This window comes from Puerhibacterium sp. TATVAM-FAB25, from assembly GCF_046535855.1.
In the GTDB taxonomy this organism is placed as follows: domain Bacteria; phylum Actinomycetota; class Actinomycetes; order Actinomycetales; family Cellulomonadaceae; genus Puerhibacterium; species Puerhibacterium variabilis_A.
This window is the reverse complement of sequence record NZ_JAXUAK010000008.1, coordinates 44,106-66,477: the sequence shown is the minus strand read 5'-3', so window position 1 is coordinate 66,477 and position 22,372 is coordinate 44,106. Positions and strand designations below refer to the sequence as shown.

The 22,372-nt window shown below is 75.3% G+C and carries 21 protein-coding genes; 5 read left to right on the top strand and 16 right to left on the bottom strand.

Annotated elements, in window-relative coordinates; genetic code table 11:
* Positions 1 to 11 precede the first annotated feature (11 nt).
* A complete protein-coding gene (locus U5M74_RS09505; RefSeq protein WP_410908415.1) occupies positions 12 to 1,109 on the bottom strand; it encodes a hypothetical protein in 1,098 nt (365 codons plus the stop codon).
* 371 nt (positions 1,110 to 1,480) lie between these two features.
* Between U5M74_RS09505 and U5M74_RS09500 the strand changes: the two genes are divergently transcribed.
* Together U5M74_RS09500 and U5M74_RS09495 are read left to right on the top strand one after the other, a co-directional pair.
* Positions 1,481 to 2,011, top strand: a complete 531-nt coding sequence (locus U5M74_RS09500) for a YbhB/YbcL family Raf kinase inhibitor-like protein (RefSeq protein ID WP_410908413.1) — start codon at positions 1,481 to 1,483, stop codon at positions 2,009 to 2,011.
* A complete protein-coding gene (locus U5M74_RS09495) occupies positions 2,008 to 2,592 on the top strand; it encodes a YbaK/EbsC family protein (protein ID WP_410908411.1) in 585 nt (194 codons plus the stop codon). The genes U5M74_RS09500 and U5M74_RS09495 overlap by 4 nt, the downstream gene beginning before the upstream one ends.
* 135 nt (positions 2,593 to 2,727) lie before the next feature.
* Here the strand turns inward: U5M74_RS09495 and U5M74_RS09490 are convergent, their stop codons facing one another.
* The 9 genes from U5M74_RS09490 to U5M74_RS09450 all read right to left on the bottom strand — a co-directional run bounded on the left by U5M74_RS09490 (position 2,728) and on the right by U5M74_RS09450 (position 13,559).
* Positions 2,728 to 3,309: an SRPBCC family protein gene (locus tag U5M74_RS09490; protein ID WP_410908409.1), complete on the bottom strand. Its 582-nt coding sequence runs from the start codon at positions 3,307 to 3,309 to the stop codon at positions 2,728 to 2,730.
* Between the two features lie 141 nt (positions 3,310 to 3,450).
* Positions 3,451 to 4,503, bottom strand: a complete 1,053-nt coding sequence (locus U5M74_RS09485) for a siderophore-interacting protein (protein ID WP_410908407.1) — start codon at positions 4,501 to 4,503, stop codon at positions 3,451 to 3,453.
* 50 nt (positions 4,504 to 4,553) lie between these two features.
* Positions 4,554 to 5,393, bottom strand: coding sequence for a TrmH family RNA methyltransferase (locus tag U5M74_RS09480; protein ID WP_410908405.1), 840 nt, complete (start codon positions 5,391 to 5,393; stop codon positions 4,554 to 4,556).
* 51 nt (positions 5,394 to 5,444) lie between these two features.
* A complete protein-coding gene (locus tag U5M74_RS09475; protein ID WP_410908403.1) occupies positions 5,445 to 6,776 on the bottom strand; it encodes an endo-1,4-beta-xylanase in 1,332 nt (443 codons plus the stop codon).
* 68 nt (positions 6,777 to 6,844) lie between these two features.
* On the bottom strand, positions 6,845 to 8,779 hold the full coding sequence (locus U5M74_RS09470) for an ABC transporter ATP-binding protein (RefSeq protein WP_410908537.1): 1,935 nt from the start codon (positions 8,777 to 8,779) through the stop codon (positions 6,845 to 6,847).
* Positions 8,780 to 8,901: 122 nt separating this feature from the next.
* The gene (locus U5M74_RS09465) at positions 8,902 to 10,653 is read right to left on the bottom strand and encodes an ABC transporter ATP-binding protein (RefSeq protein WP_410908401.1); all 1,752 of its coding nucleotides are present in this window, start codon (positions 10,651 to 10,653) and stop codon (positions 8,902 to 8,904) included.
* Positions 10,654 to 10,857: 204 nt separating this feature from the next.
* Positions 10,858 to 12,033 carry an SPFH domain-containing protein gene (locus U5M74_RS09460; protein WP_410908399.1) on the bottom strand — a complete coding sequence of 392 codons (1,176 nt, stop codon included), beginning with the start codon at positions 12,031 to 12,033 and terminating at the stop codon, positions 10,858 to 10,860.
* A gap of 63 nt (positions 12,034 to 12,096) precedes the next feature.
* Positions 12,097 to 12,546, bottom strand: a complete 450-nt coding sequence (locus U5M74_RS09455) for an NfeD family protein (protein ID WP_410908397.1) — start codon at positions 12,544 to 12,546, stop codon at positions 12,097 to 12,099.
* Between the two features lie 200 nt (positions 12,547 to 12,746).
* On the bottom strand, positions 12,747 to 13,559 hold the full coding sequence (locus tag U5M74_RS09450) for an ABC transporter ATP-binding protein (RefSeq protein WP_410908395.1): 813 nt from the start codon (positions 13,557 to 13,559) through the stop codon (positions 12,747 to 12,749).
* A gap of 60 nt (positions 13,560 to 13,619) precedes the next feature.
* Between U5M74_RS09450 and U5M74_RS09445 the strand changes: the two genes are divergently transcribed.
* Entirely contained in the window at positions 13,620 to 14,393 is a 774-nt protein-coding gene (locus U5M74_RS09445; RefSeq protein ID WP_410908393.1) for a hypothetical protein, read from the top strand.
* Positions 14,394 to 14,467: 74 nt separating this feature from the next.
* Here U5M74_RS09445 and glgA read toward each other — a convergent pair whose 3' ends face one another.
* Positions 14,468 to 15,700, bottom strand: a complete 1,233-nt coding sequence (glgA, locus tag U5M74_RS09440; protein WP_410908535.1) for a glycogen synthase — start codon at positions 15,698 to 15,700, stop codon at positions 14,468 to 14,470.
* Positions 15,701 to 15,816: 116 nt separating this feature from the next.
* Between glgA and glgC the strand changes: the two genes are divergently transcribed.
* Together glgC and serB are read left to right on the top strand one after the other, a co-directional pair.
* Positions 15,817 to 17,058, top strand: a complete 1,242-nt coding sequence (gene glgC / locus U5M74_RS09435) for a glucose-1-phosphate adenylyltransferase (RefSeq protein ID WP_410908391.1) — start codon at positions 15,817 to 15,819, stop codon at positions 17,056 to 17,058.
* Positions 17,059 to 17,146: 88 nt separating this feature from the next.
* Positions 17,147 to 17,776, top strand: a complete 630-nt coding sequence (serB, locus tag U5M74_RS09430) for a phosphoserine phosphatase SerB (protein WP_410908533.1) — start codon at positions 17,147 to 17,149, stop codon at positions 17,774 to 17,776.
* A gap of 54 nt (positions 17,777 to 17,830) precedes the next feature.
* Here the strand turns inward: serB and U5M74_RS09425 are convergent, their stop codons facing one another.
* The 5 genes from U5M74_RS09425 to fabG form a co-directional block, all read right to left on the bottom strand.
* A complete protein-coding gene (locus tag U5M74_RS09425) occupies positions 17,831 to 18,433 on the bottom strand; it encodes a cysteine hydrolase family protein (RefSeq protein WP_410908389.1) in 603 nt (200 codons plus the stop codon).
* Positions 18,430 to 19,917 carry a purine-cytosine permease family protein gene (locus U5M74_RS09420; protein WP_410908387.1) on the bottom strand — a complete coding sequence of 496 codons (1,488 nt, stop codon included), beginning with the start codon at positions 19,915 to 19,917 and terminating at the stop codon, positions 18,430 to 18,432. Before U5M74_RS09420 ends, U5M74_RS09425 begins: the two co-directional genes overlap by 4 nt.
* Positions 19,918 to 19,982: 65 nt before the next feature.
* Positions 19,983 to 20,501 (bottom strand): SixA phosphatase family protein, encoded by a 519-nt coding sequence (locus U5M74_RS09415; protein WP_410908385.1) that lies wholly within the window; start codon positions 20,499 to 20,501, stop codon positions 19,983 to 19,985.
* A gap of 36 nt (positions 20,502 to 20,537) precedes the next feature.
* Entirely contained in the window at positions 20,538 to 21,305 is a 768-nt protein-coding gene (fabI, locus tag U5M74_RS09410; protein WP_410908383.1) for an enoyl-ACP reductase FabI, read from the bottom strand.
* Positions 21,306 to 21,447: 142 nt separating this feature from the next.
* Complete coding sequence (gene fabG / locus U5M74_RS09405) at positions 21,448 to 22,215, bottom strand: 3-oxoacyl-ACP reductase FabG (protein WP_410908381.1); 768 nt, start codon at positions 22,213 to 22,215, stop codon at positions 21,448 to 21,450.
* Positions 22,216 to 22,372 lie beyond the last annotated feature (157 nt).

Here is a 22,372-nt window from a genome sequence, read left to right as displayed (position 1 = left end):
GTGGCGGCCACTCAGGCCACCACCCGCAGCCGGGCGGAGGCCGGCCCGCCCGCCGGCACCGTCGGCGCGGGCCCGGCGGCCGCGTCCGGCAGCCCGGCCGCAGGCTCGGCGGCCGCGGGCTCGGTGGCCACGTCCGGCAGCCCCGCCGGCAGCCCCGCGGGCAGCCCGGCCGGCAGCCCGGGGACGACAACCGTGGCCCGCAGCGGCACCTCGACGTCGATCTCCACGGGCCGGGCCGCCGCGCCGCGCCCGGTGCGCAGCACGCTCAGGGTGCGCCGGCGCAGCCACCCGGAACCGCGGTCGGCCCCCGACCACGAGCCGCCGCGCGCGTCGAGCCGCACGTGGGCGCCGGGCCAGACCTCCGTCGCCACGAGCACCGCTCCCCGCTCGCGGGCGCGCGCGGCCAGCCGCCGGCGGTCACCGTCGAGCAGCGGCGCCTCCGGCCCGACGACGACGAGGTCCATGCCGTCCAGCAGCGCCGCGACGGCGGCCGGGGCGTCCGGGCCCGGGGCGGGCACGAGCGCCACGCGCTCGAGCTCGACCCCGGCGTCGGCGGCCGCGAGCATCCCGACGGCCGGCGCCCCGACGAACGCCACCCACGCGCCCGCCCGGGACGCCGCGGCGAGCAGCGCGAGCAGCAGCGCCGTCGAGCCGAGCACGGCCACCGTGCCCCCGGCGGGCAGCACGCCGCCGGGCAGCAGGGCCGCCAGGTCGGGGTGCACGGGCCACGAGCCGGTCCCGGTCCGGGTCTCGGTCCGGGTCTCGGCCGCGCCGCCCGCCGTCCGTCCTGGCACCCGCACGGGCACCCGCACGGGCACCCGCACGGGCACCGTGTCGAGCACGGCAGCGGGCGGCGCCAGGGTGGGCGCCGCACCGGCCGCCTGGCGCGGCGCGGGGCGCCCGGTGACCACCGGGGTCCCCGGCGCCGCCGGCCGCCGGGCCGGGGCGCCCTCCGTCGGGGCCACCGTCGGGGCCACGCCCGTGCGCTGCTCCGCCGCCCGGAGCGCCGCCAGGGCGCGGTCCAGCCGATCCCGGTCCGCCGGCGCGGGCGCCGCCTCGGTCTCCGTGCCGCTCGCCGTGTCAGATCCCGCGGGGACGATGACGGTCATCGGTCTCCTCCCCGTGCGACGGACCTGCGCGGCCCGGCTGTCGCTCTGCTGTGGTCCTGCCGGCCGGGGGCACCACGAGGTGCCGGACGGCCGCCTGTTCGAACGCGTGTTCGAACGTCTGTTCCAGTGAACGCCGCCGCCCCGAGGCTGTCAACTGCACCGTTGGGTGCCGGGAGCGCGCGAGCGGGCTCGCGGGGCGACCTGCTCCGAGGCCGCAGAAGGGCCGCCGAGGGATCCGCCACCGGCCTGTGGAGAGTTCGAAGAGCCCGATTTTCACCCGCTCCGGGCGGCCTCGCCGCGGGCGCCGCATCCGTTGCCCCGGGCATCCGGAACGGTGGCAGCGACGCGCCCGCTCGGGCACGATGAGGACCATGAGCCTGGACCGTCCCTATCCCCCGGACCCGTACTCGCTCCTGCCCGAGGTGCCCTCGTTCACGCTGAAGAGCGCCGACCTCGACGACGGGCAGCGGCTGCCGGCCGCGTTCACGGTCGACGGCGAGGGCGTCTCCCCCGCGCTGGAGTGGACCGGCTTCCCGGAGGGCACCCGGTCCTTCGTGGTGAGCTGCTTCGACCCGGACGCCCCCACGCCGTCGGGCTTCTGGCACTGGAACCTCGTCGACGTCCCGGCGACCACCACGTCGCTGGAGCGCGGCGCCGGCGCCGCCGACGGCGCACGCCTGCCCGCGGGCGCCTACCAGGTGCGCAACGACGGCGGCACGCCGGGGTTCACCCCGGCCGCCCCGCCGCCCGGCGACCACGAGCACCGGTACTTCTTCGCGGTGCACGCGCTCGACGTGCCGGAGCTCGGCGTCGGCCCGGACGCCTCGAACGCCGGCGTGGCGTTCAACGTCGTCTTCCACACGCTGGCGCGGGCCGTCCTCGTCGGCACCTACCAGCGATGACCGAGAACCCGCCCGCGACCCTGCCCACGCTGGGCGACCTCGCCTGGGAGCCGGCGCTGGAGCGCCCGGACCTGCTGGCGCCCTCCGTGCTCGCCGCCCTACGTGGGTGGGCGGCCACGGACGCGCGCGTCGCCGCCCAGGTGGCCGTCACCGAGATCGACCCCGAGCACGCCGACACGGCCACGCTCAACGAGGTCCACGCCCTGCCGCCGGAGGCGTCGGCCAACTGCGTGGTCGTGGCCGGGCGCCGCGGCGACGACGAGCGCGTCGCGGCGTGCGTGGTGCCGGCGACGACGTTCGCGGACGTCAACAACCGGGTGCGCCGGCTGCTCGACGTGCGCAAGGCGTCGTTCCTGCCCATGGACCGCGCCACGAGCGAGTCCGGCATGGAGCACGGCGGCATCACGCCCGTGGGCCTGCCCGCCGGCTGGCGCGTGCTCGTGGACGCCCGGGTGACCGCGCCCGGCGCGCTCGCCCTCATGGGCTCGGGCGTGCGCCGGTCCAAGCTGCTGGTGCCCGGCGAGCTCCTGGCCGCGCTGCCGGGCGTCGAGGTGGTCGAAGACCTGGCCGTCGAGCGCTGACCACCCCGCCGACGGACACCCACCCACCGTTCCGGGTCCCTGGCGGTCCGAGACCGACCCCTCTGTCTCGGACCGCCAGGGACCCGGAATCGTCGGGGCCCGGAACGTCGGGACCCGAGATCGTCAGGGGTGGGACTACGAGGCCGCCGACGGCGGGAGCCGGTCGAGGGTGTCGGACCACCCCGCCCGGATGCCCAGCGCCAGCCAGCGCTCGACGTCCTCGCCGGGGACGGCGTCCGCGAAGCCCACGGTCACGGTCACCACGGTGATCGGGCCCGCGCCGTCGTGCGCGTCCTCGAACGTCACGACGACCTGCGGCACGGCGTCGAGCGCCGCCATCCCCTCCTCGGGGTCGAGCTCGGGCCAGCCGCCCACGGCGCCCCAGGCGAAGTCGAGGCGCTCGTGCGGCTCGACGTGCCGGTAGATCCCGCCGGTCACGTACTGCCGGCCGCTGCCCTCGCCCTCGGTGAGGTGCACGCGCCAGGCGCCGCCCACGCGCAGGTCGATGCTGGCGTCGAGGCCGCGGTCCACGCCGCGCGCGTCGCCGGCGACCCACCCCAGCCGGTCCGGGTCGGTCCACGCCGCCCAGACGTCGTCGCGCGGCGCGGCCACGGTGCGCCGCAGCGTGAATCCGCGCGCGGGTCCACCCGCCGTGCCGGAGGACGCGCCGGGGATCTCGGCGGGGGACGCGTCGGTGCTGCCGGTCGGGTCCGTCATCGTTCCTCCTGGTCGCGGGCGCGCGGCGGCGACGGCGTGCGCAGCGCCGCCTCCCCCCACCGTCTCCCGGGACGACGTCGCGCCGCCACCGGAAGCCGGTGACGGCGCGATCGCGAGGTGCCCCGCGGGCGGGCGCGGACGTCAGATCTCGGCGCGGCCCTTGCGCCAGTAGCCCATGAACGCGACGGCCTTGCGGTCCACGCCGCACTCGCCGACGAGGTAGCGGCGCAGCGTCTTGATCACTCCGGCCTCGCCGGCGAGCCACGCGTACAGCACGGCGTCCTGCACCAAGGCGTGGCCGGTCTGGTCGACCGGGACCTCCCAGAGGATCTCGGCGTCGACGTCGACGTCCTGGAGCTCACCGTCGAGGTCGACGCCGGTGGAGGACAGCGCGGGCGCGGTGACGGTGCCGAGGGGCACCTCGACCGGCTCTGGCACCGCCCTCTGGACCGGCTCCTGCGTGGGGCGCACGCCCATGGCCAGCAGGCGGTCGGCGGCCTCGCGGACGGCGGGGACCAGCAGCTCGCCGTGCTCGCGCCCGTCCCGCCCGAGCCAGTGCACCCGCACACCCTCGGGCGCGACGAGGGTCCAACGGTCCTCCGGGTGCGGAACCTCGAGGAACACCTCCCCGAAGGCGTCCACGGGCAGCGACTCGCAGATCGCGGCGATCGCCGGCACTGCGGTCTCGTCCCCGGCGAGCAGCAGGGCGTGCGCGCACTCCGGCGGCGCGAACTCCTTGCCGCCGTGCGCGCCCTCGTACTCGGCGTTGGGGCCCATGATCACCAGCGGCGAGCCCGGCCTGGCGCCGTTGGCCCAACGCGAGGCGGGGCCGGTGTCGCCGTGCAGCACCAGGTCGACGTCGACCTCGCGCAGGTCCGGGCGCACCGCACGGACGGTGTAGGTGCGCAGCGGGTTGCGCCGCTCCTCGGGCAGCGCGCGCCACTGGGTGAACCAGTCGGGGTTCTGCCGGTCGAGGTACTCCCACCCGCCGCACGGGGCCGGCAGCAGCAGCTTGATGCGCTGGTCGCGGCCGTTGTCGGCGAACCGGTCGAGGTCGGAGCCGGTGAACGTGATCCGCACGAACGACGGGCACAGGCGCGTCACGCGCGTGACCTCGACGTCGAACATGCGCCACGGCTGGGCTGCGGGCGCGGCCTGCTCGAGCAGGGCGGGGCGCTCGTCGAGGTCGGTCACGATGGTAAGCCTAACCTCAGTGAGGGGACGGTCAACGTGACCCGGGCCACTCAGGCCCGCGTCGCCCAGAACGCGACCGCGGACGCGGCGGCCACGTTGAGCGAGTCCACGCCGCCCGCCATGGGGATCTTCACCACGGTGTCCGCCGTCTCGACCGCCTGGGCCGACAGCCCGTCGCCCTCGGTGCCGAGCACCAGCGCGAGGCGCTCCGGCGGGTCGGCGGCCAGGTCGTCGAGGGACACGGCGTCGTCGGAGAGCGCGAGCGCGGCGACGGTGAACCCGTCCTCCTGCAGCTCGCGCAGGCCGCCCGGCCAGGAGGCGAACCGCGTCCACGGCACCTGGAACACCGTGCCCATGGACACGCGCACGCTGCGCCGGTAGAGCGGGTCGGCGCAGCGGGGCGAGACCAGCACGGCGTCCACCCCGAGCGCCGCGGCGCTGCGGAAGGCGGCGCCGACGTTCGTGTGGTCGACCACGTCCTCGAGCACCGCGACGCGCCGCGCCCCGGCCCCGTCGCGCGCGGCGGTCACCAGCTCGTGCACGCTCGGCAGGGCGGGGCGGTGCATCGCCGCGAGCGCCCCGCGGTGCAGGTGGAAGCCCGTGACGGCGCGCAGCACGTCCTCCTCCGCCAGGTAGACCGGCGTGCCCGCGGGCACGGCGTCGCCCTCGAGCACGTCGGCCATCGAGCCGAGCCACTTGTCCGCCATGAGGAAGGACCGCGGCCGGTGGCCCGCCTCCAGCGCCCGGCGGATGACCGTGGAGGACTCCGCCATGTACAGCCCCTCGGCCGGCTCGCGCACGGTGCGCAGCCGCACGTCGGTGAGGTCGGTGTAGTCGGTCAGGCGGGGGTCGGCGGGGTCGGTGATGCGGACGACGGCGGGCTGGGTCACCCGGGCATTCTCCCAGCCGGTGGGAGCGGCCCGGGCGACCCGGCCCGCTGCTCACCCCGCCAGCGTGGCCTCGACCTGCTGCTCGCCCGGGGCGTCGAGCACGACGGCCGCCGACCCGCCGCCGGCGGCGGTCACCCGGTAGTCGCCGAGGAACCCGCCGAACCGCACGCGCCCGGCGGAGTCCGTGCGCAGCGTCGTCGGCGGCAGCCACCACTCCCCCTTGACCAGCGAGCGCAGCCGGTCGTAGGCGGGCTTGGGCGAGCCGTCGGCGCGCAGCAGCCCGCCGGGGGCGTTCAGCCACATGCCGCGGTCGGACAGCCCCCAGTACGTCATCGCCTCGACGCTCGGGTGGCTCAGCAGCGTGCGGTAGTGCCGCTCGACCTCGTCGGCCTGCCGCTCCTCGCCCTCCGGGGTGGACGGCCAGGAGTCGACCCGCCAGTCGTTGAGGTCCACGACGTGCGGCGGCATGACGTCGCCGGACAGCAGCGTGGTCTCGGTGAAGTGGATCGGGATGTTGTAGCGGCTGAACCGCTCCAGGACCCGCAGCGTCTTCTCCTCGCCCCAGTAGCCCTGGTGCATGTGGGACTGCAGCCCGAGCCGGTCGATGCGGATGCCGGCCTCGAGCACCGCCTCGATGAGGCACTCGTAGGCGGTCGACATGTCGAAGTCGTTGAGCAGCAGCGTCGCGGCCGGGTTGGCGGCGCGGGCCTCCTCGAACGCCATCCTGATCATCTCCACGCGGCCCTTGACGCGGGCCAGCGGGGTGATGGCGTTCTCCTCCGCCTCGAACACCGGCATGATGACGACCTCGTTGATGGCGTCCCACGTGTCGACGACGCCGGCGAAGGCGCCCGCGTCCCGGCGGATCCGCTCGCGCTGCAGCCGTTCGACCTCCTCGAGCGGCTTGTCGAGCAGCCACTTCGGCTGGACGGTGTGCCACACCAGCGGGTGGCCCTTGACCACCACGCCCCGCTCGGCGAACCAGCGGGCCGCGGCGAGCAGCTCCGCGGTGCGCGGCTCGCCCTCGACCGGCTCGAAGCCGCCCCAGTAGAAGGGCAGCGTGGCCATGTTGAACACGTCGAGCCAGCGCTCGGCGAACCGGGCGTCGAACTCGGGGTCGGCCTCGGCCGCCGAGGCGCCGGTGTGGTCGGAGCCGCCCGAGGCGTAGCCGTTGGCGTGGTCGACGAGCTCGAAGCCGATGCAGCCGAACAGGAACCGGTGGTTGGTCTGCTCGACGACGACGTCGGCGTCGGCGAGCGGGGCGCCGTCCGGCCCGACGACGGTGAGGACGGCGTCGGCCCGGCGGTGGGCGAGGGCGGGGTCGGGCGTGCGGCCCGGGGCGGGCGGGGTGAAGAGCGACGGCGACGTCGACGGCGTTGTCATGGCGGAAGCGTGCCACATCGCGCGAATCGATTCGAGCCGGCACGGCGGTCGTGCGGCGCGCCGGCGCCTCAGACCTCGACGGCGCCCGGCTCCCCCGCCACCGGCGCCGCGAACTGCGAGCGGTACAGCCGCGCGTACGCGCCGTCGGCGGCGAGCAGGGACTCGTGGTCGCCCGTCTCGACGATCCGGCCCGCCTCCATCACGACGATGACGTCGGCGTCGCGGATCGTCGACAGGCGGTGGGCGATGACGAAGCTCGTGCGCCCGCGGCGCAGGGTGCTCATCGCCTGCTGGACGAGCACCTCGGTGCGGGTGTCCACGGAGCTCGTCGCCTCGTCGAGCACGAGGATCTGCGGGTCGGCCAGGAACGCCCGGGCGATGGTGAGCAGCTGCTTCTCGCCCGCCGACAGGCTGCTGCCCTCCTCGTCGAGCACGGTGGCGTACCCGTCGGGCAGCGTGCGCACGAACGGGTCGACGTGCGTGGCGCGCGCGGCGGCGAGGAAGTCCTCGTCGGAGACGTCGGCGCGCGCCCCGTAGCGCAGGTTCTCCTCGATGGTGCCGCGGAACAGCCAGGTGTCCTGCAGCACCATGCCGATCTGGGAGCGCAGGTCGTCGCGCGTCATCGCGCGCACGTCGACGCCGTCGAGCGTGATGCGCCCGCCGTCCACCTCGTAGAACCGCAGGAGCAGGTTGACCAGCGTCGTCTTGCCGGCGCCGGTGGGCCCGACGATCGCCACGGTCTGCCCCGGCTCGGCCACCAGCGACAGGTGCTCGATGAGCGGCGCGTCCGGGGTGTAGGCGAACGACACGTCCTCGAACGCGACGCGCCCGCGCACGGGCGCGGGCCGCCGCGGTGCGGCGGGGTCGGGCTCCTGCTCCGGCGCGTCGAGCAGCTCGTGCACGCGCTCGATCGAGGCGACGCCGGACTGCAGCAGGTTCATCATCGAGGCGATCTGCGTGAGCGGCTGCGTGAACTGCCGCGAGTACTGGATGAACGCCTGCACGTCGCCCAGGCTCAGCGTCCCGGAGGCCACGCGCAGGCCGCCCACGACGGCGACGACGACGTAGTTGAGGTTGGCGATGAACCCCATGGCCGGCTGGATGGTGCCGGAGATGAGCTGCGCCCGGCGGGAGGACTCGTAGAGCGCCTCGTTCTCCTCGCGGAACCGCGCGGCGGCGTCCTGCCGGCGGCCGTAGACCCGCACCAGGGCGTGCCCGGTGAACATCTCCTCGACGTGGGCGTTGAGCCGCCCGGTCGCCGCCCACTGCGCCACGAACTGCGGCTGGCTGTGCCGGGCGATCCGGGTGGTCACGAGGACCGACAGCGGCACGGTGACGAGCGCGACGAGCGCGAGCACCCAGGAGATGGAGAACATCATCGCCAGCACGCCCACCACCGTCAGCAGCGACGTGACGAGCTGGGCGAGGGTCTGGGTGGTCGTCTGGGCGACGTTGTCGATGTCGTTGGTGACGCGCGAGAGGATCTCGCCGCGCTGCTGGGAGTCGACGTGGGACAGCGGGACGCGGTGCAGCTTCGCCTCGACCTCGTCGCGCAGGCGGCGCACGGTGTTCTGCACCGCCACCGTCATGACCCGCGCCTGCAGCCAGCCGAACACGAACGCCCCCGCGTAGACCGCCAGCGCGGCCAGCAGGATCGGGCCCAGGCGCCCGAGGTCCACGCCCTGCCCGACGACGACGTGGTCCATCGCGGCGAGCATGTCGGCCATGCGCTCCTCGCCCCGGGCGCGCAGGTCCGTCACGACCTCGTCGACCGGCGTGCCGGCCGGCACGGTGCGCCCGAGCATCGCGCCGACGGCGCCCTCGAAGATCACGTTCGTGGCCGCGCCGAGCACCCGTGGGCCCACGACGGCGAGCGCGACCGAGACGACGCCGCACAGCGTCAGCAGCACCACCCGCGCCCGCTCGGGCCGCATGGACCGGGCGAACCGCAGCAGCGACCCGCGGAAGTCCGTCGCCTTCGCCACGGGCGCGCCCATCCCCATCGGGCCCGCGCCGGGCCCGCGCCGCGGCGGGCCGAAGCGGGCGGCGGCCGGCGCCCCGGCCGCGGTGCCGCCCGGCGGCGCGGGGGGCGCGCCCGGGGTCGCCCCCGGGGGCCGCCCGGCGCTCACGCCGCCTCCTCGAGGGACATCTGGGAGGTCACGATCTCCTGGTAGGTCGCGTTGCCCGCGAGCAGCTCGGCGTGGGTGCCGCGCCCGACGACCCGTCCGCGCTCGAGCACGAGGATCTGGTCGGCGTCGCGGACGGTGGCCACGCGCTGGGCGACGACGAGCACGGTCGCGTCCGCGGTGCGCGGCCGCAGGGCGGCGCGCAGACGGGCGTCGGTGGCGTAGTCGAGCGCGGAGAACGAGTCGTCGAAGAGGTACACGCGCGGGCGGCGGACCACCGCGCGGGCGATCGCGAGCCGCTGGCGCTGGCCACCGGAGAACGTGCTGCCGCCCTGCGTGACGGGTGCCTCGAGGCCCGCCGGCAGCGCCGCGACGAAGTCGCGCGCCTGCGCCACCTCCAGGGCCTCCCACATCTCGTCCTCGGTGGCGTCCGGTGCGCCGTAGCGCAGGTTGCTCGCCACCGTCCCGCTGAACAGGAAGGCCTTCTGCGGCACCAGCCCGAGCAGCGAGCCGAGGTCCGCCGTCGTCAGGTCGCGCACGTCGACGCCGTCGACGAGCACGCGCCCCGCCGTGGCGTCGAACAGCCGCGGCACGAGGTTGAGCAGGGTCGTCTTGCCGGCGCCGGTGGAGCCGACGACGGCGGTGACGGTGCCCGGCCGGGCGGTGAACGTCAGGTCGTGCAGCACGGGGGCGTCCGCCCCGGGGTAGCGGAACCCGACGCCCTCGAAGCGGACCTCCCCGCGCGGGCCGGCGCCGCCCGCCAGCGCGGCCAGCGGGGTGGGCCGGGCCGGCTCGGCGACCGAGGTCTCGGTGTCCAGGACCTCGGCGACGCGCTCGGCGGCGACGGCCGCGCGCGGCGCCATCATGATCATCATCGTCGACATCATCACGGCCATGAGGATGAACATCAGGTAGGACAGGAACGCCGTCAGCGCCCCGACCTGCATCTCGCCCGCGTCGATGCGCTGGGCCCCGAACCACAGCACGCCCACGCTGGAGACGTTGACGACCAGCATGACCGCGGGGAACGCCAGGGCCATGAGCTTCCCGGCGCCGAGCGAGGCGTCGTACAGGCGCGCGTTCGCCTCGCCGAACCGCTCGGTCTCGCGCCGCTCGCGCACGAACGCCCGCACCACGCGCAGGCCGGTGACCTGCTCGCGCAGCACCCCGTTGATCGCGTCGATGCGCCCCTGCATCTGCCGGAAGTACGGCACCATCCGCCACAGCAGCAGGCCCATGACGGCACCGAGGACCGGCACGACCACGACCAGCAGGCCGGACAGCTCCATGTCCTCCCGCAGCGCCATGACCACCCCGCCGACGAGCATGATCGGCGCCGCCACGATGACGGTGCAGGTCATCAGCACGAGCATCTGGATCTGCTGGACGTCGTTGGTGGTCCGCGTGATGAGGCTCGGGGCGCCGAGCCGGCCGACCTCGCGCGCCGAGAAGTCCTGCACGGCGTCGAAGACGTCACGCCGCAGGTCGCGCCCGAACGCGGTGGCGGCGCGGGCGCCGAGCGCCACGGCGCCGACGGCGCAGAGCACCTGCAGCAGGCTGACGCCGAGCATCCAGCCCCCGGTGCGCAGGATGTAGGCGGCGTCGCCCTGCACGACGCCCTCGTCGATGATGTCGGCGTTGAGCGTCGGCAGGTAGAGCGACGCGAGCGTCTGCAGCAGCTGCAGCACGAGCAGCGCCGCGACGGCACCGCCGTAGGGGCGCAGGTAGGTCCGTGCCAGTCGGACGAGCATCCGGGCTCCAGGTCTCTCGATCGTCCCGCTGGGACAGCCTCCACCCGCGGCGCTGGCGCCGTCCACGGCAATGCCGGGCCGTCCGCTCTCGGCGTCAGGCGGGGCGTCAGGCGGGGGCGCCGCGCGAGCACCACGCACGACGACGGGGGCCCGGGAGCGCGTGCTCCCGGGCCCCCGCGGTCCGGCCCGCCGGCCCGCGCGGCGTCAGGCGTGCGGCTGCGGCTCGGTCGGCGGCAGCGGCGGCTCCTGCTCGCCCGACGGGCGCTGGCCGGCCTCCGTGGCCGGGTTGAACGGCAGCCCCGAGCGGGTGCCCGAGCTCGTCGCGTCCGCGGTGGCCGCCTCGGACTGCCGCTTGGCCTCGCGCAGCGCCTCGGCCGGGTCGGTCAGCGCCGCCCCGCCCAGGGTCTCCATCCGCTCGCGACGCAGCGCGCGGACGGCCTCGGTCTCCTCGCCGGCGCCCTCGGCCGGCGGGGTGGGCACGCCGGGGACGCCGGAGCCCCCGAAGCCCTTGGAGATGGAGCCGAGCGCGGCGGTGAACTCCGTGGGCACGACCCAGAGCTTGGAGGCGGTGCCGTTGGCGATCTGGGGAAGCATCTGCAGGTACTGGTAGGCCAGCAGCTTCGGGTCGGCGTCACCGGTGTGGATGGCGTCGAACACCTGGAGGATGGCGCGGGCCTCGCCCTCGGCGCGCAGCACCTGGGCCTGCGCGTCGCCCTCGGCCCGCAGGATCGCCGACTGCTTCTCGCCCTCGGCGGTGAGGATCTGCGACTGCTTGACGCCCTCGGCCGTGAGGATCGCGGCGCGGCGGTCACGCTCGGCGCGCATCTGCTGCTCCATCGACCCCTGCACGCTCGCCGGCGGGTCGATCGACTTGAGCTCGACCCGGTTGACGCGGATGCCCCAGCGGCCCGTGGCCTCGTCGAGCACGCCGCGCAGCTGGCCGTTGATCTGGTCGCGGCTGGTGAGCGTCTGCTCGAGGTCCATCGAGCCGATGACGTTGCGCAGCGTGGTGACCGTCAGCTGCTCGATGGCGGTGATGTAGTTGGCGATCTCGTAGACCGCCGACTTCGGGTCGGTCACCTGGAAGTAGATGACGGTGTCGATGCTCACCACGAGGTTGTCCGAGGTGATCACCGGCTGCGGCGGGAAGGACACGACCTGCTCGCGCAGGTCCACGCCGGCGCGCACCCGGTCGATGAACGGCACCAGCAGGTGCAGGCCGGGCTCGAGGGTCCGCGAGTAGCGCCCGAGCCGCTCGACGATCAGCGCCGTGGCCTGCGGCACGATGCGGACCGCCTTGACCAGCGCCACGACGACGAAGATGAGGATCAGCAGGAGGACCAGGTACAGGACGATCGTCCCGGGCTGGAAGTCGGACACGGCGGTCCCTTTCTGTCGGATCGTGCGGTCCAGCGAGCCGGACGACCGCGTCGCCCGGAGGTTTCAGACGGTGCGGGGCTCGACCACCGCGGTGGCGCCGTCGATGCGCACCACGAGCACCTCGGTGCCCACGGGCAGCACGGCGCTCACGCCGGGGACGCCGTCGTCGGGCAGCCGGGCGCTCCAGACCTCGCCCATGAGCTTGACACGGCCGCCGAGCTCGGAGACCTCGCTGACGACGACGGCGGGCCGCCCGACGTGCGCCGCGGCGTTGGTCTCGGTGAGCGGCACGCGGTCGCGCAGGTGCCGCAGCAGCCACGGGCGCAGGGTCACCAGCAGCAGGACCGAGGTCACCGCCGCGATGACGAGCTGGAGCCACAGCGGGGCGCCCGCCGCGCTCGCGACGCCGCCGGCGAGGGCGCCGCCGGCGAGCATGATCAGCACGAGGTCGAGCGAGACGATCTCGACGAGGGCGAGCACCAGTGCCGCCCCGACCCACCACAGCCACTCCATGGCCGTCCCCTTCGCCGTCCCCCGCCTGCTCAGGCTTTGACCAGGACATTACCAACTCGTGCGACGTCGTGGAACTCGACACGACGCCGTCACCTGGCGGGATGCGTCCCGGGCGTGCCCCGGCCCGGCGGCTCGGCGCCGGCCGCGGCTCTGCGCCGGCCGCGGCTCGGTGCCGGCCGCGGCTCGGTGCCGGCAGCGGTTCAGTGCCGGGCGGTGGTGGCGGCCGAGCGGGCCGCCCGCGCGAGCCAGCGGCCGCCGCCGTGGGCGACGAGCAGCTCGACGCCGAAGGCGCCGGACAGGTTCTCCGCGGTGAGCACGTCCTCGAGCGGGCCGGCGGCGTGGATGCGCCCGTGCGGACCGAGCAGCAGCAGGTGCGTGAAGCCCGGCGGGATCTCCTCGACGTGGTGGGTCACGAGGACCAGGACCGGCGACGCCGGGTGACCCGCCAGCTCGGACAGCGCCCCGACGAGCTCCTCTCGGCCGCCCAGGTCGAGCCCGGCGGCGGGCTCGTCGAGCAGCAGCAGCTCGGGATCGGTCATCAGCGCCCGGGCGATCTGCACGCGCTTGCGCTCGCCCTCGGACAGCGTGCCGTACGTGCGGTCGGCCAGGTGGTCGACGTCGAACGCGGCGAGCAGGTCCGCGGCGCGCTCGGCGTCGAGCTCCTCGTACTCCTCGCGCCAGCGCCCCGTGACGCCGTAGGCCGCGGTGAGGACCACGTCGCGCACCGTCTCCGAGCCGGGGATGCGCTCGGCCAGCGCGGCCGACGACAGGCCGATCCGGGGCCGCAGCTCGAACACGTCGACCTTGCCGAGCGTCGCGTCCAGCAGCTGGGCCGTGCCCGAGGTGGGGTGCATGCGCGCCGCGACGATCTGCATCAGCGTCGTCTTGCCGGCGCCGTTGGGGCCCAGGACCACCCAGCGCTCGCCCTCGTTCACCTGCCAGTCCACCGAGTCGAGGATCGTGGCGGTGCCGCGTCGGACGGTGACGCCCTTCAGGTCGAGAACCGTGGTCATGCGGGCGACCTTACCGGAGCGACGTATCGCTCCCGGGCCCGCGCCGGTACCCTGGGCGCCGTGTCCGCCGACCCTGTCGCCCTGACCCGCAGCACGGTGCTCGCGCTGTGGCTGCAGGCCGTGGGCGCGGCCCCGGGCGTGGCCGTCCGCTCCGTGCAGGACGACGACGAGCCGCACACGGTCATGGGCCTGCCGGGCTTCGGCGACGACGCCGCCGGGCTCAAGGACCTGGTCGCGGCGTGGTCGTCCGGCCCGCGCGAGGTCTGCGCCGTCCTGCCCGCCCCCGGTGACCCGGCCGGCGTGCCCGTCCCCGCGACGCACGACGCCACCGAGGCGGGCGAGTGCGTGCTCGTCGCGACCCCGGGCGGCGCGTGGGCGGCGGTCCCCCGGATCACCGCGTTCGGCAGCGCGCTCGAGACGGGCCATCTCGTCGAGTGGCAGGTCGTGCCGGTGCCGGCCTGGTCGACGGCGGTGGCCGGCGCGGTGGGCTCGCTCGCCGACGCCGAGCGGGAGCTGCGCACCTCGCTCATCACCGCCACCGAGGCGCTCGACACGCTCGACGTCGCCCGCTGGCGCGACGACGCGGCGGACGCGATCGAGGCGGTGCGCCGCTCCTCGACGTCGTCGTGGCCCGTGCCGCCGCTGGACGGCCGCCGGGCCCGGGTGCTGCAGCTCGCGTCGCGGCTGCTCGCCATCGTCGACCTGGCCACGGCGGACGACGGCGGCGCCGTCAACCTCTGGCAGGCCGACCAGCGGTCGACCGCCCTGCGCGAGGTGGCCCGCACGGCGCGGCACGCGCTCGCCGCCGCCTCGTACGCTCGCGTCGACGGCTGAGTACTCTCGCGTCGACGTACTCTCGCGTCGACGGCTGACGGGTCCCGCCCGGGCGCCCTGGTCCGGCGGCGCCGTCAGGCGCCCTCGAGCACCCGGTGGTAGACGTCCATCGTCCGCTCGGCGATCGCCGCCCAGGCGAAGTGGTCCTCCGCCCGTCGGCGCCCCGCGGCGCCCATCTCGGCCGCCCGCGCCGGGTCGGCCAGGACGCTCAGCAGCGCCTCGCCCAGGTCGGCCACGAACCGGTCCGGGTCGAGCGGCGTGCCGGTGCCGTCGTCGGCCTGCTCGATCGGCACGAGGGCCCCGGTGACGCCGTCGTCGACCACCTCGGGGATGCCGCCGGTCGCGGTGCCCACCACCGGCAGGCCGACCGCCATCGCCTCGAGGTTGACGATCCCGAGCGGCTCGTAGACCGACGGGCACACGAACACCGTGCTCGCGGCGAGCACCGCGACGAGGTCGGGCCGCGGCAGCATCTCCTCGATCCACACCACGCCCGCGTCGTCCCCGGCCCCGCCGCCGCGCGCGGTGCGCAGCCGCGCGACGAGCTCCTTGACCTCCGCGAGGATCTCCGGGGTGTCGGGCGCGCCGGCGCACAGCACGAGCTGCACGTCGCGCGGGAGCACCTCGGCCGCGCGCAGCAGGTACGGCAGGCCCTTCTGGCGGGTGATCCGCCCGACGAACACGACCGCGGGCCGCTCGGGGTCGATCCCGAGGCGGCGCACCGTCGCCTCGGCGTCCGCATCACCGGCCGGCGGACGCACCCACCCGGCCAGGTCGATCCCGTTGTGCACCACGTGCACCCGCTCGGGGTCGAGCTCCGGGTACACGCGCAGGATGTCCGCCCGCATCCCCGCCGAGACGGCGATGATGCCCGCCGCGCCCAGGTAGGCGGTGCGCTCGGCCCAGCTCGACAGGGCGTACCCGCCGCCGAGCTGCTCGGCCTTCCACGGCCGCAGCGGCTCGAGGGAGTGCGCCGAGACGACGTGCGGGACGCCGTGCAGCAGGCCGCCCAGGTGGCCGGCCATGTTGGCGTACCAGGTGTGCGAGTGCACGAGGTCGGCCCCGGCGACGTCGTCGGCCATCTGCAGGTCGACGCCGAGCGTGGCCAGGGCCGCGTTGGCGCCCGTCAGCTCGCCCGGCACGGAGTAGCCGGTGACGCCCTCCGTCGCCGGGTCGCGCGGCCCGTCGAAGCAGCGCACCCGCACGTCGGCGTGCGGGCGCAGGACGGCGGAGAGCTCGGCGACGTGCACGCCGGCGCCCCCGTAGACGTGCGGCGGGTACTCGCGGGTCAGCAGGTCGACGCGCAGGCGGCTGGTGGTCACGGGGCCACGGTAGCGACGCTCGCGCGCGCACGCGGCTCGGCGCCCGCGGCGCGCCGTGGCTCCGACCAGCGGAAGGACGACGCTGGCTCTATCGTCAGTGCATGGTGCACAACCCCCGCGTGCTCGCGATCGTCCTCGCCGGCGGAGAGGGCAAGAGGCTCATGCCGCTCACGGCGCAGCGCGCCAAGCCGGCGGTGCCGTTCGGCGGCATCTACCGCCTCATCGACTTCGCGCTGTCGAACGTGATCAACTCCCGCTACCTGCGCGTCGTCGTGCTCACCCAGTACAAGTCCCACTCGCTGGACCGCCACATCTCCAAGACGTGGCGGATGTCGCCCCTGCTGGGCAACTACGTCTCCACGGTCCCGGCGCAGCAGCGCGTCGGCAAGCACTGGTACCTCGGCAGCGCCGACGCGATCTACCAGTGCCTCAACATCATCGACGACGAGCGACCCGACATCGTGGTCGTGGTCGGCGCCGACCACGTCTACCGCATGGACTTCTCCCAGATGGTGGAGGCGCACATCGAGTCGGGTGCCCGCGCCTCCGTGGCGGCGATCCGCCAGCCCATCGCCCTGGCCGACCAGTTCGGCGTGATCGACGTCGACCCCGCCGACCCCACCCGCATCCGCGACTTCCTCGAGAAGCCGACCAACCCCGTCGGCCTGCCGGACTCCCCGCAGGAGGTCCTGGCGTCGATGGGCAACTACGTCTTCGACGCGGACGCCCTCGTCGAGGCCGTCACCAAGGACGCCGCCAACCCCGACTCCCGCCACGACATGGGCGGCGACATCGTGCCCGCCTTCGTCGCCGAGGGCACCGCCGGCGTCTACGACTTCATCCGCAACGACGTGCCCGGCTCCACCGACCGGGACCGGGACTACTGGCGCGACGTCGGCACGGTCGAGGCGTTCTTCGAGGCCAACAAGGACCTCATGGCGATCCAGCCGGTGTTCAACCTCTACAACGACGAGTGGCCGCTCTACACGGGCTACACCGGCCTGCCGCCGGCGAAGTTCGTGCACGCCGGGCCCGGGCGCCTGGGCCACGCCGCCGACTCGATCGTCTCGCCTGGTGTGCTCGTCTCCGGCGCGACCGTCGCAGGGTCCATCCTGTCCCCGGGCGTGCACCTGCACTCGTGGGCCACGGTCACCGACGCCGTCCTCTTCGACGGGGTCCAGGTGCACCGGCACGCCCAGATCCACCACGCGATCCTCGACAAGAACGTCGTCGTGGGCGAGCGGGCCAGGGTGGGCGTCGACCACGAGGAGGACCTGGCCCGCGGCTTCACCGTCACCGAGTCGGGGATCACCGTCGTCCCGAAGGGAACGGTCGTTGCCTGACAGCACCCCCCACGGCTCCACCCCCACCGGCGCCCGTCACGACGAGGACGCCGGGCGCCGCGGCACCGGCGCCCGCCGGCGCCTCGTCGTGACCGACGTCGACTCGACGTTCATCCTGCAGGAGGTCGTCGAGCTCCTCGCCGAGCACGCCGGCACGCGCGAGCAGGTCGCCGAGGTCACCGAGCGCGCCATGCGCGGCGAGCTCGACTTCGCCGCGTCGCTGCGCGCGCGGGTGGCCACGCTCGCGGGCCTGCCGGTGAGCGTCTTCGACGCGGTGCGCGACGCCGTCGTCCTCACGCCCGGCGCGGCCGAGCTCGTGGCCGGGTGCCGGGACCGCGGGTGGGCGTTCGGCCTGGTCTCCGGCGGGTTCGCCGAGATCGTCGAGCCGCTCGCCGCGTCGCTGGGCATCACCCGGGTCCGGGCCAACCGCCTGGAGGTGGCCGACGGCGTGCTGACCGGCCGCACCCTCGGCCCGGTCGTCGACCGCACGGTCAAGGCCACGACGCTGCGCGCGTGGGCCGACGCCGAGGGCGTGCGGATCGAGGACACCGTCGCGGTGGGCGACGGCGCCAACGACCTCGAGATGATCGCCGCCGCCGGCGTCGGCATCGCGTTCCGGGCCAAGCCGGTGGTGCGGGCCCAGGCGCCGTGGGCGCTCGACGGCCGCCTCGACGAGGTGCTCGACGTCGTCGAGCGCGCCGAGGCCGCCCGCGTCTGACGCCCGCCCGCCGAGCGGCCGACGCTCAGCGGCGCGGCGCCCGGCGGCTGGTGCTCACCGGCCGGCGAGCACGGCGTCGACGGTGGTCACCTCGACGAGCGGCGCGTACAGCCGCATCGCGGCCAGTGCCCGCTCGTGGTCGGCGTCGCTCGCGCCGGCGCACGCGTCGGCCGCCACCAGCACCCGGCGTCCGGCGTCGGCCGCGGCCAGCGCCGTCGACAGCACGCAGCAGTCGGTGGAGACGCCGGCGAGCACCAGGTCGCCCGCCCCGCCGGTGGCGGCGTCGAGCTCCGGGCCCCACTTGCCGAACGTCGTGGCGGTGACCGTCGGCGCGCCCGCCGCGTCGCCGGCGAGCTCGTCGACGATCGCGTACAGCGGGTCGTCCGGCGGCACGAGCGCGAACGGCCAGTCCTCGAAGTAGGCGCGCCAGGCCCCCTCGGGCCGCCGCGGCGCGACGTACCGCGTGAACACCGTGCGCCCGGCGAACGCCGGCAGCAACCGCCGCACGCCGGCCAGCGCCGGCGCCCAGCCCGGCGCGGCCCACGGGCTCGGCGGGTGGGCGAACACGTTCTGCAGGTCGACGAGCACCAGCGCGGCGTCCGGGCCGGGCGCCGCCGGCGGCGTCGTGCCCGGGCCGGCCGCGGCGACGCCGCTCACCGGCCCTCCTGGTGCCGCACGGCGCGCGCGGTCAGCGCGAGCGTGCCGGCGAAGCCGACCACCAGGGACACGAGCACGCCGAGGTTCGCGAACGCCCAACTGCCCTCGGTGCCGCCGAGCGGGCCGAGCAGGTAGCCCTGCCACGCCAGCCACGGCGCGGAGGCGTTGGTCACCAGGCCCCAGCCGAGCACCGTGCCCACCACGACGAGCGCGACGGCGCTCCAGCGCACGGCGCCGTAGCGGCCGCGGGCGTCGTAGAGCTCGGCGTCGGCGTAGTCGCGGCGGCGCAGCAGGATGTCCGCCAGGAGCACCCCGCACCAGGCGGCGATCGGCACGCCGAGGGTGATGAGGAAGCCCTGGAACGGGCCGATGAACGAGTCGGCGACGAACACGATGTAGGTCGCGCCGAGCACCATGAGCACGCCGTCGATCAGCGCGGCCACCCAGCGGGGGGCCGGCAGGCCCAGCGACAGCAGCGCCAGGCCCGAGGAGTAGATGTCGAGGGCCGCTCCCCCGACCAGGCCGGCGAGCGCCACGACCGCGAACGGGATCAGGAACCACGTCGGCAGCAGCGTCGACAGCGCGCCGATGGGGTCGGCGCCGATGGCCGCGTTGAGCTCCGGGTCGGAGCCGGCCAGGAGCAGGCCGAAGACCAGCAGCACGACCGGCGCCAGCGAGGCGCCGAACGTCGTCCAGCCGACGACGGCGCGGCCCGAGCTGCTGCGCGGCAGGTAGCGGGAGTAGTCGGCCGCCATGTTCACCCAGCCGAGGCCGAACCCGGTCATCATGAACACCAGCCCGCCGACGACCTGCGGCGCTCCCCCGGCCGGGACCGCCGCCACGGCCGACCAGTCGACGTGGTCGAGGACGAGCAGCACGTACACGAGCGTGAGCACGCCCGTGAGCACGGTGATCAGCACCTGCAGGCGCATCACGAGGTCGAAGCCGAACACCCCGGCGGCGACCACCACGGCGGCCACCACGACCAGCGTGACGACCTGCGTCACGGTGCCGCCGCCCCAGCCGAGCTGGCCCAGCACCGTGGAGGTGGCGAGCGTCGCCAGCGCGACCAGCACGGTCTCCCAGCCCACGGTGAGGACCCACGACAGGAAGGACGGCAGGGCGTTGCCGCGCACGCCGAACGCGGCGCGCGAGAGCACCATCGTCGGCGCGGAGCCGCGGCGACCGGCCAGCGAGATGAACCCGCAGAACAGGAACGACACGACGATGCCGACGACGCCGACGGCCACCGCCTGCCAGAACGAGACGGCGAAGCCGAGCAGGTAGGAGCCGTAGCCCAGGCCGAGCACCGAGACGTTGGCGCCGAACCACGGCCAGAACAGGCTGCGGGGCCGGCCCTTGCGCTCGGCCTCGTCGATCGTGTTGAGCGCGTTGAGCTCGACGGCGAGGCCCGCCGGCGGCGGCGCGTCGGGGGTGGCCGCGGCGGGCGCACCGGGGCGCTGGGGCCCGTTCACGGTGGACATGAGCGGGATACTGCCAGAGCGGGGCCCCGGCGTCAGCACCCCGGGCCGGTCGGCTCTTGGGCTGGTCAGTCCCCCGGCCGGGACACCTCGGCGAGGTGGGCGCCGGCGCGGCCCCACCCCGCCCACTCGGCGTCCGACCGCAGCAGCGACCAGGTGGCGGTCGGCACGCCGACCCGCACCTGCGCGAGCGCCGCGTCGTCCGACCCCGGGGCGGCCAGGTGCGCCGCCGCGGCCGCCATGGTGGGCTCGTGCCCGACGACGAGGACGGTGCGCACGTGCGGGTCCAGCCCGCGCACCAGCGCGAGCACGTCGGCGACGGACGCCTCGTAGAGCTCCGGGCGCAGCCGGACGTCGACGCCGGGGTCGCCCAGGTGGGACGAGAGCAGCTCCCAGGTCTGGCGGGTGCGCAGCGCCGTCGAGACGAGCGCGACGTCCGGGACGAGAGAGGCCGCGGCAAGCGCCTTGCCGACGGCGCCCGCCTGGCTGCGCCCGCGCAGCGCCAGGGGGCGCATGTCGTCGGGGACCTGGCCCCGGGCGGGCTCGGCCTTGGCGTGCCGCAGCAGCACGAGCCGTCGTGCGGTCATCGTCTCCCTCGGGTCCGGACGTCGCAGGGGTGGGGCCTACTGCCCCATCGCGTGCACGCCGCCGTCGACGTGCACGATCTCGCCGGTGGTGGCGGGGAACCAGTCGGACAGCAGCGCGCACACCGCACGGGCGGCGGGCTCGGCCGTGGTCTGGTCCCAGCCCAGGGGCGCCCGGCGCGGCCAGGCGTCCTCCATCGTCTCGAAGCCGGGGATCGACTTGGCCGCGGTGGTGCGGATCGGGCCGGCCGAGACGAGGTTGCAGCGGATGCCGTCCGGGCCCAGGTCGCGGGCCAGGTAGCGGTTGGCCGACTCCAGGCCGGCCTTGGCGACGCCCATCCAGTCGTAGACCGGCCAGGCGAACTGCGCGTCGAAGGTCAGGCCGACGACGGCGCCGCCGTCCGTCATGAGCGGCTTGGCGGCCACGGCCAGCGACTTGTACGAGAAGGTCGAGACCTGCAGCGCCGTGGCGACGTCCTCCCAGGAGCCCGAGAGGAAGTTGCCGCCCATCACGGACTGCGGGGCGAAGCCGATCGAGTGGACCACGCCGTCGAGGTGGTCGACGTGCTCGCGCACGGCGTCGGCGAGGTTCTCGAGGTCCGCCGCGTCGGTCACGTCGAGCTGGACCACCGGCGCCTCGGCCGGCAGCCGCTTGGCGAACGCCTGCGTGAGCTTCATCTGGCGGCCGAACGACGAGAGCACGACCTCGGCGCCCTCCTCCTGGGCGAGGCGCGCCGCGTGGAACGCGATCGAGCTGTCGGTGAGCACCCCGGTGACGAGGAGCTTCTTGCCGTCGAGCAGACCCATGATGACCTTTCGGTGAACGTGTGCAGAAGGGAGCGTAGCGGCACCGCCGGGGTACGACGTGCCGCCGGGCGGTCGCGGCCGGGGCCGCGACCAGCGAGGGGACCGGGGCGCGGTCCGGCCGCGCCCCGGTCGTGCGCGAGCGTCAGTGGCCCATGCCGAGGCCGCCGTCGACGGGGATCACGGCGCCGCTGACGTACGCCGCGGCGTCGGAGGCGAGGAACTGCACGACGCCGGCCACCTCGTCGGCCGCGGCGAACCGCCCCGCCGGGATCGCCGTCTTGTACTGCGCCTGGGTGTCCTCGGGCAGCGCGGCCGTCATGTCGGTCTCGACGTAGCCCGGGGCCACGACGTTGGCCGTGATCCCGCGCCCGCCGAGCTCGCGGGTGATCGAGCGGGCCATGCCGACCAGCGCGGCCTTGGAGGAGGAGTAGTTGACCTGCCCCGGCCCGCCGTAGAGGCCGACGACCGAGCCGACCAGCACGATGCGGCCGCGGCGCAGCCGGATCATGCCCTTGGCGGCGCGGCGCACGCAGCGGAAGGTGCCCGTGAGGTTGACGTCCAGCACGGCGGTGAAGTCGTCGTCGGACATGCGCATGAGCAGGCCGTCGCGCGTCACGCCCGCGTTGGCGACGAGCACCTCGACCGGGCCGAGGTCCTTCTCGATCGCGGCGAACGCCGCGTCCACCGCGGCGCTGTCGGTGACGTCGGCCACGTAGCCGTGCACGCCCTGCGGCAGGTCGCCGCCGCGGTAGAGGGTCGCCACGGTGTCGCCGGCGGCGACGAACCGCTCCGCGATCGAGCGGCCGATGCCCCGCGCGGCGCCGGTGACGACGACGACGCGGGCCGGCGCGGCGCCGTCCTGCCCCTGGGGGGCGGCCTGGGTGGTGGCCTGCGGGCTCGGTACGGTCACGGGGGTCCTCTCCTCGGGCGGCGCGCGGGCCCGCCCGTCGGGGCAGGTCCGCGCTCTGGTCCGGTGGTGACGGTACCGGCGCGCCCCGGCGCGGCGTGCGCACGGCGCTGACCGCATCGCGTCGCGGACTTGTCGGTTTCCTACAACGGTCGAAGGC

What these genes read in the sequence shown, in the direction of transcription:
- U5M74_RS09505 (WP_410908415.1), bottom strand. Translation starts at nt 1,109, where the DNA reads ATGACCGTCATCGTCCCCGCGGGATCTGACACGGCGAGCGGCACGGAG.
- U5M74_RS09500 (WP_410908413.1), top strand. Translation starts at nt 1,481, where the DNA reads ATGAGCCTGGACCGTCCCTATCCCCCGGACCCGTACTCGCTCCTGCCC.
- U5M74_RS09495 (WP_410908411.1), top strand. Translation starts at nt 2,008, where the DNA reads ATGACCGAGAACCCGCCCGCGACCCTGCCCACGCTGGGCGACCTCGCC.
- U5M74_RS09490 (WP_410908409.1), bottom strand. Translation starts at nt 3,309, where the DNA reads ATGACGGACCCGACCGGCAGCACCGACGCGTCCCCCGCCGAGATCCCC.
- U5M74_RS09475 (WP_410908403.1), bottom strand. Translation starts at nt 6,776, where the DNA reads ATGACAACGCCGTCGACGTCGCCGTCGCTCTTCACCCCGCCCGCCCCG.
- U5M74_RS09470 (WP_410908537.1), bottom strand. Translation starts at nt 8,779, where the DNA reads ATGGGGATGGGCGCGCCCGTGGCGAAGGCGACGGACTTCCGCGGGTCG.
- U5M74_RS09465 (WP_410908401.1), bottom strand. Translation starts at nt 10,653, where the DNA reads ATGCTCGTCCGACTGGCACGGACCTACCTGCGCCCCTACGGCGGTGCC.
- U5M74_RS09455 (WP_410908397.1), bottom strand. Translation starts at nt 12,546, where the DNA reads ATGGAGTGGCTGTGGTGGGTCGGGGCGGCACTGGTGCTCGCCCTCGTC.
- U5M74_RS09450 (WP_410908395.1), bottom strand. Translation starts at nt 13,559, where the DNA reads ATGACCACGGTTCTCGACCTGAAGGGCGTCACCGTCCGACGCGGCACC.
- glgC (WP_410908391.1), top strand. Translation starts at nt 15,817, where the DNA reads ATGGTGCACAACCCCCGCGTGCTCGCGATCGTCCTCGCCGGCGGAGAG.
- U5M74_RS09420 (WP_410908387.1), bottom strand. Translation starts at nt 19,917, where the DNA reads ATGTCCACCGTGAACGGGCCCCAGCGCCCCGGTGCGCCCGCCGCGGCC.
- U5M74_RS09415 (WP_410908385.1), bottom strand. Translation starts at nt 20,501, where the DNA reads ATGACCGCACGACGGCTCGTGCTGCTGCGGCACGCCAAGGCCGAGCCC.
- fabI (WP_410908383.1), bottom strand. Translation starts at nt 21,305, where the DNA reads ATGGGTCTGCTCGACGGCAAGAAGCTCCTCGTCACCGGGGTGCTCACC.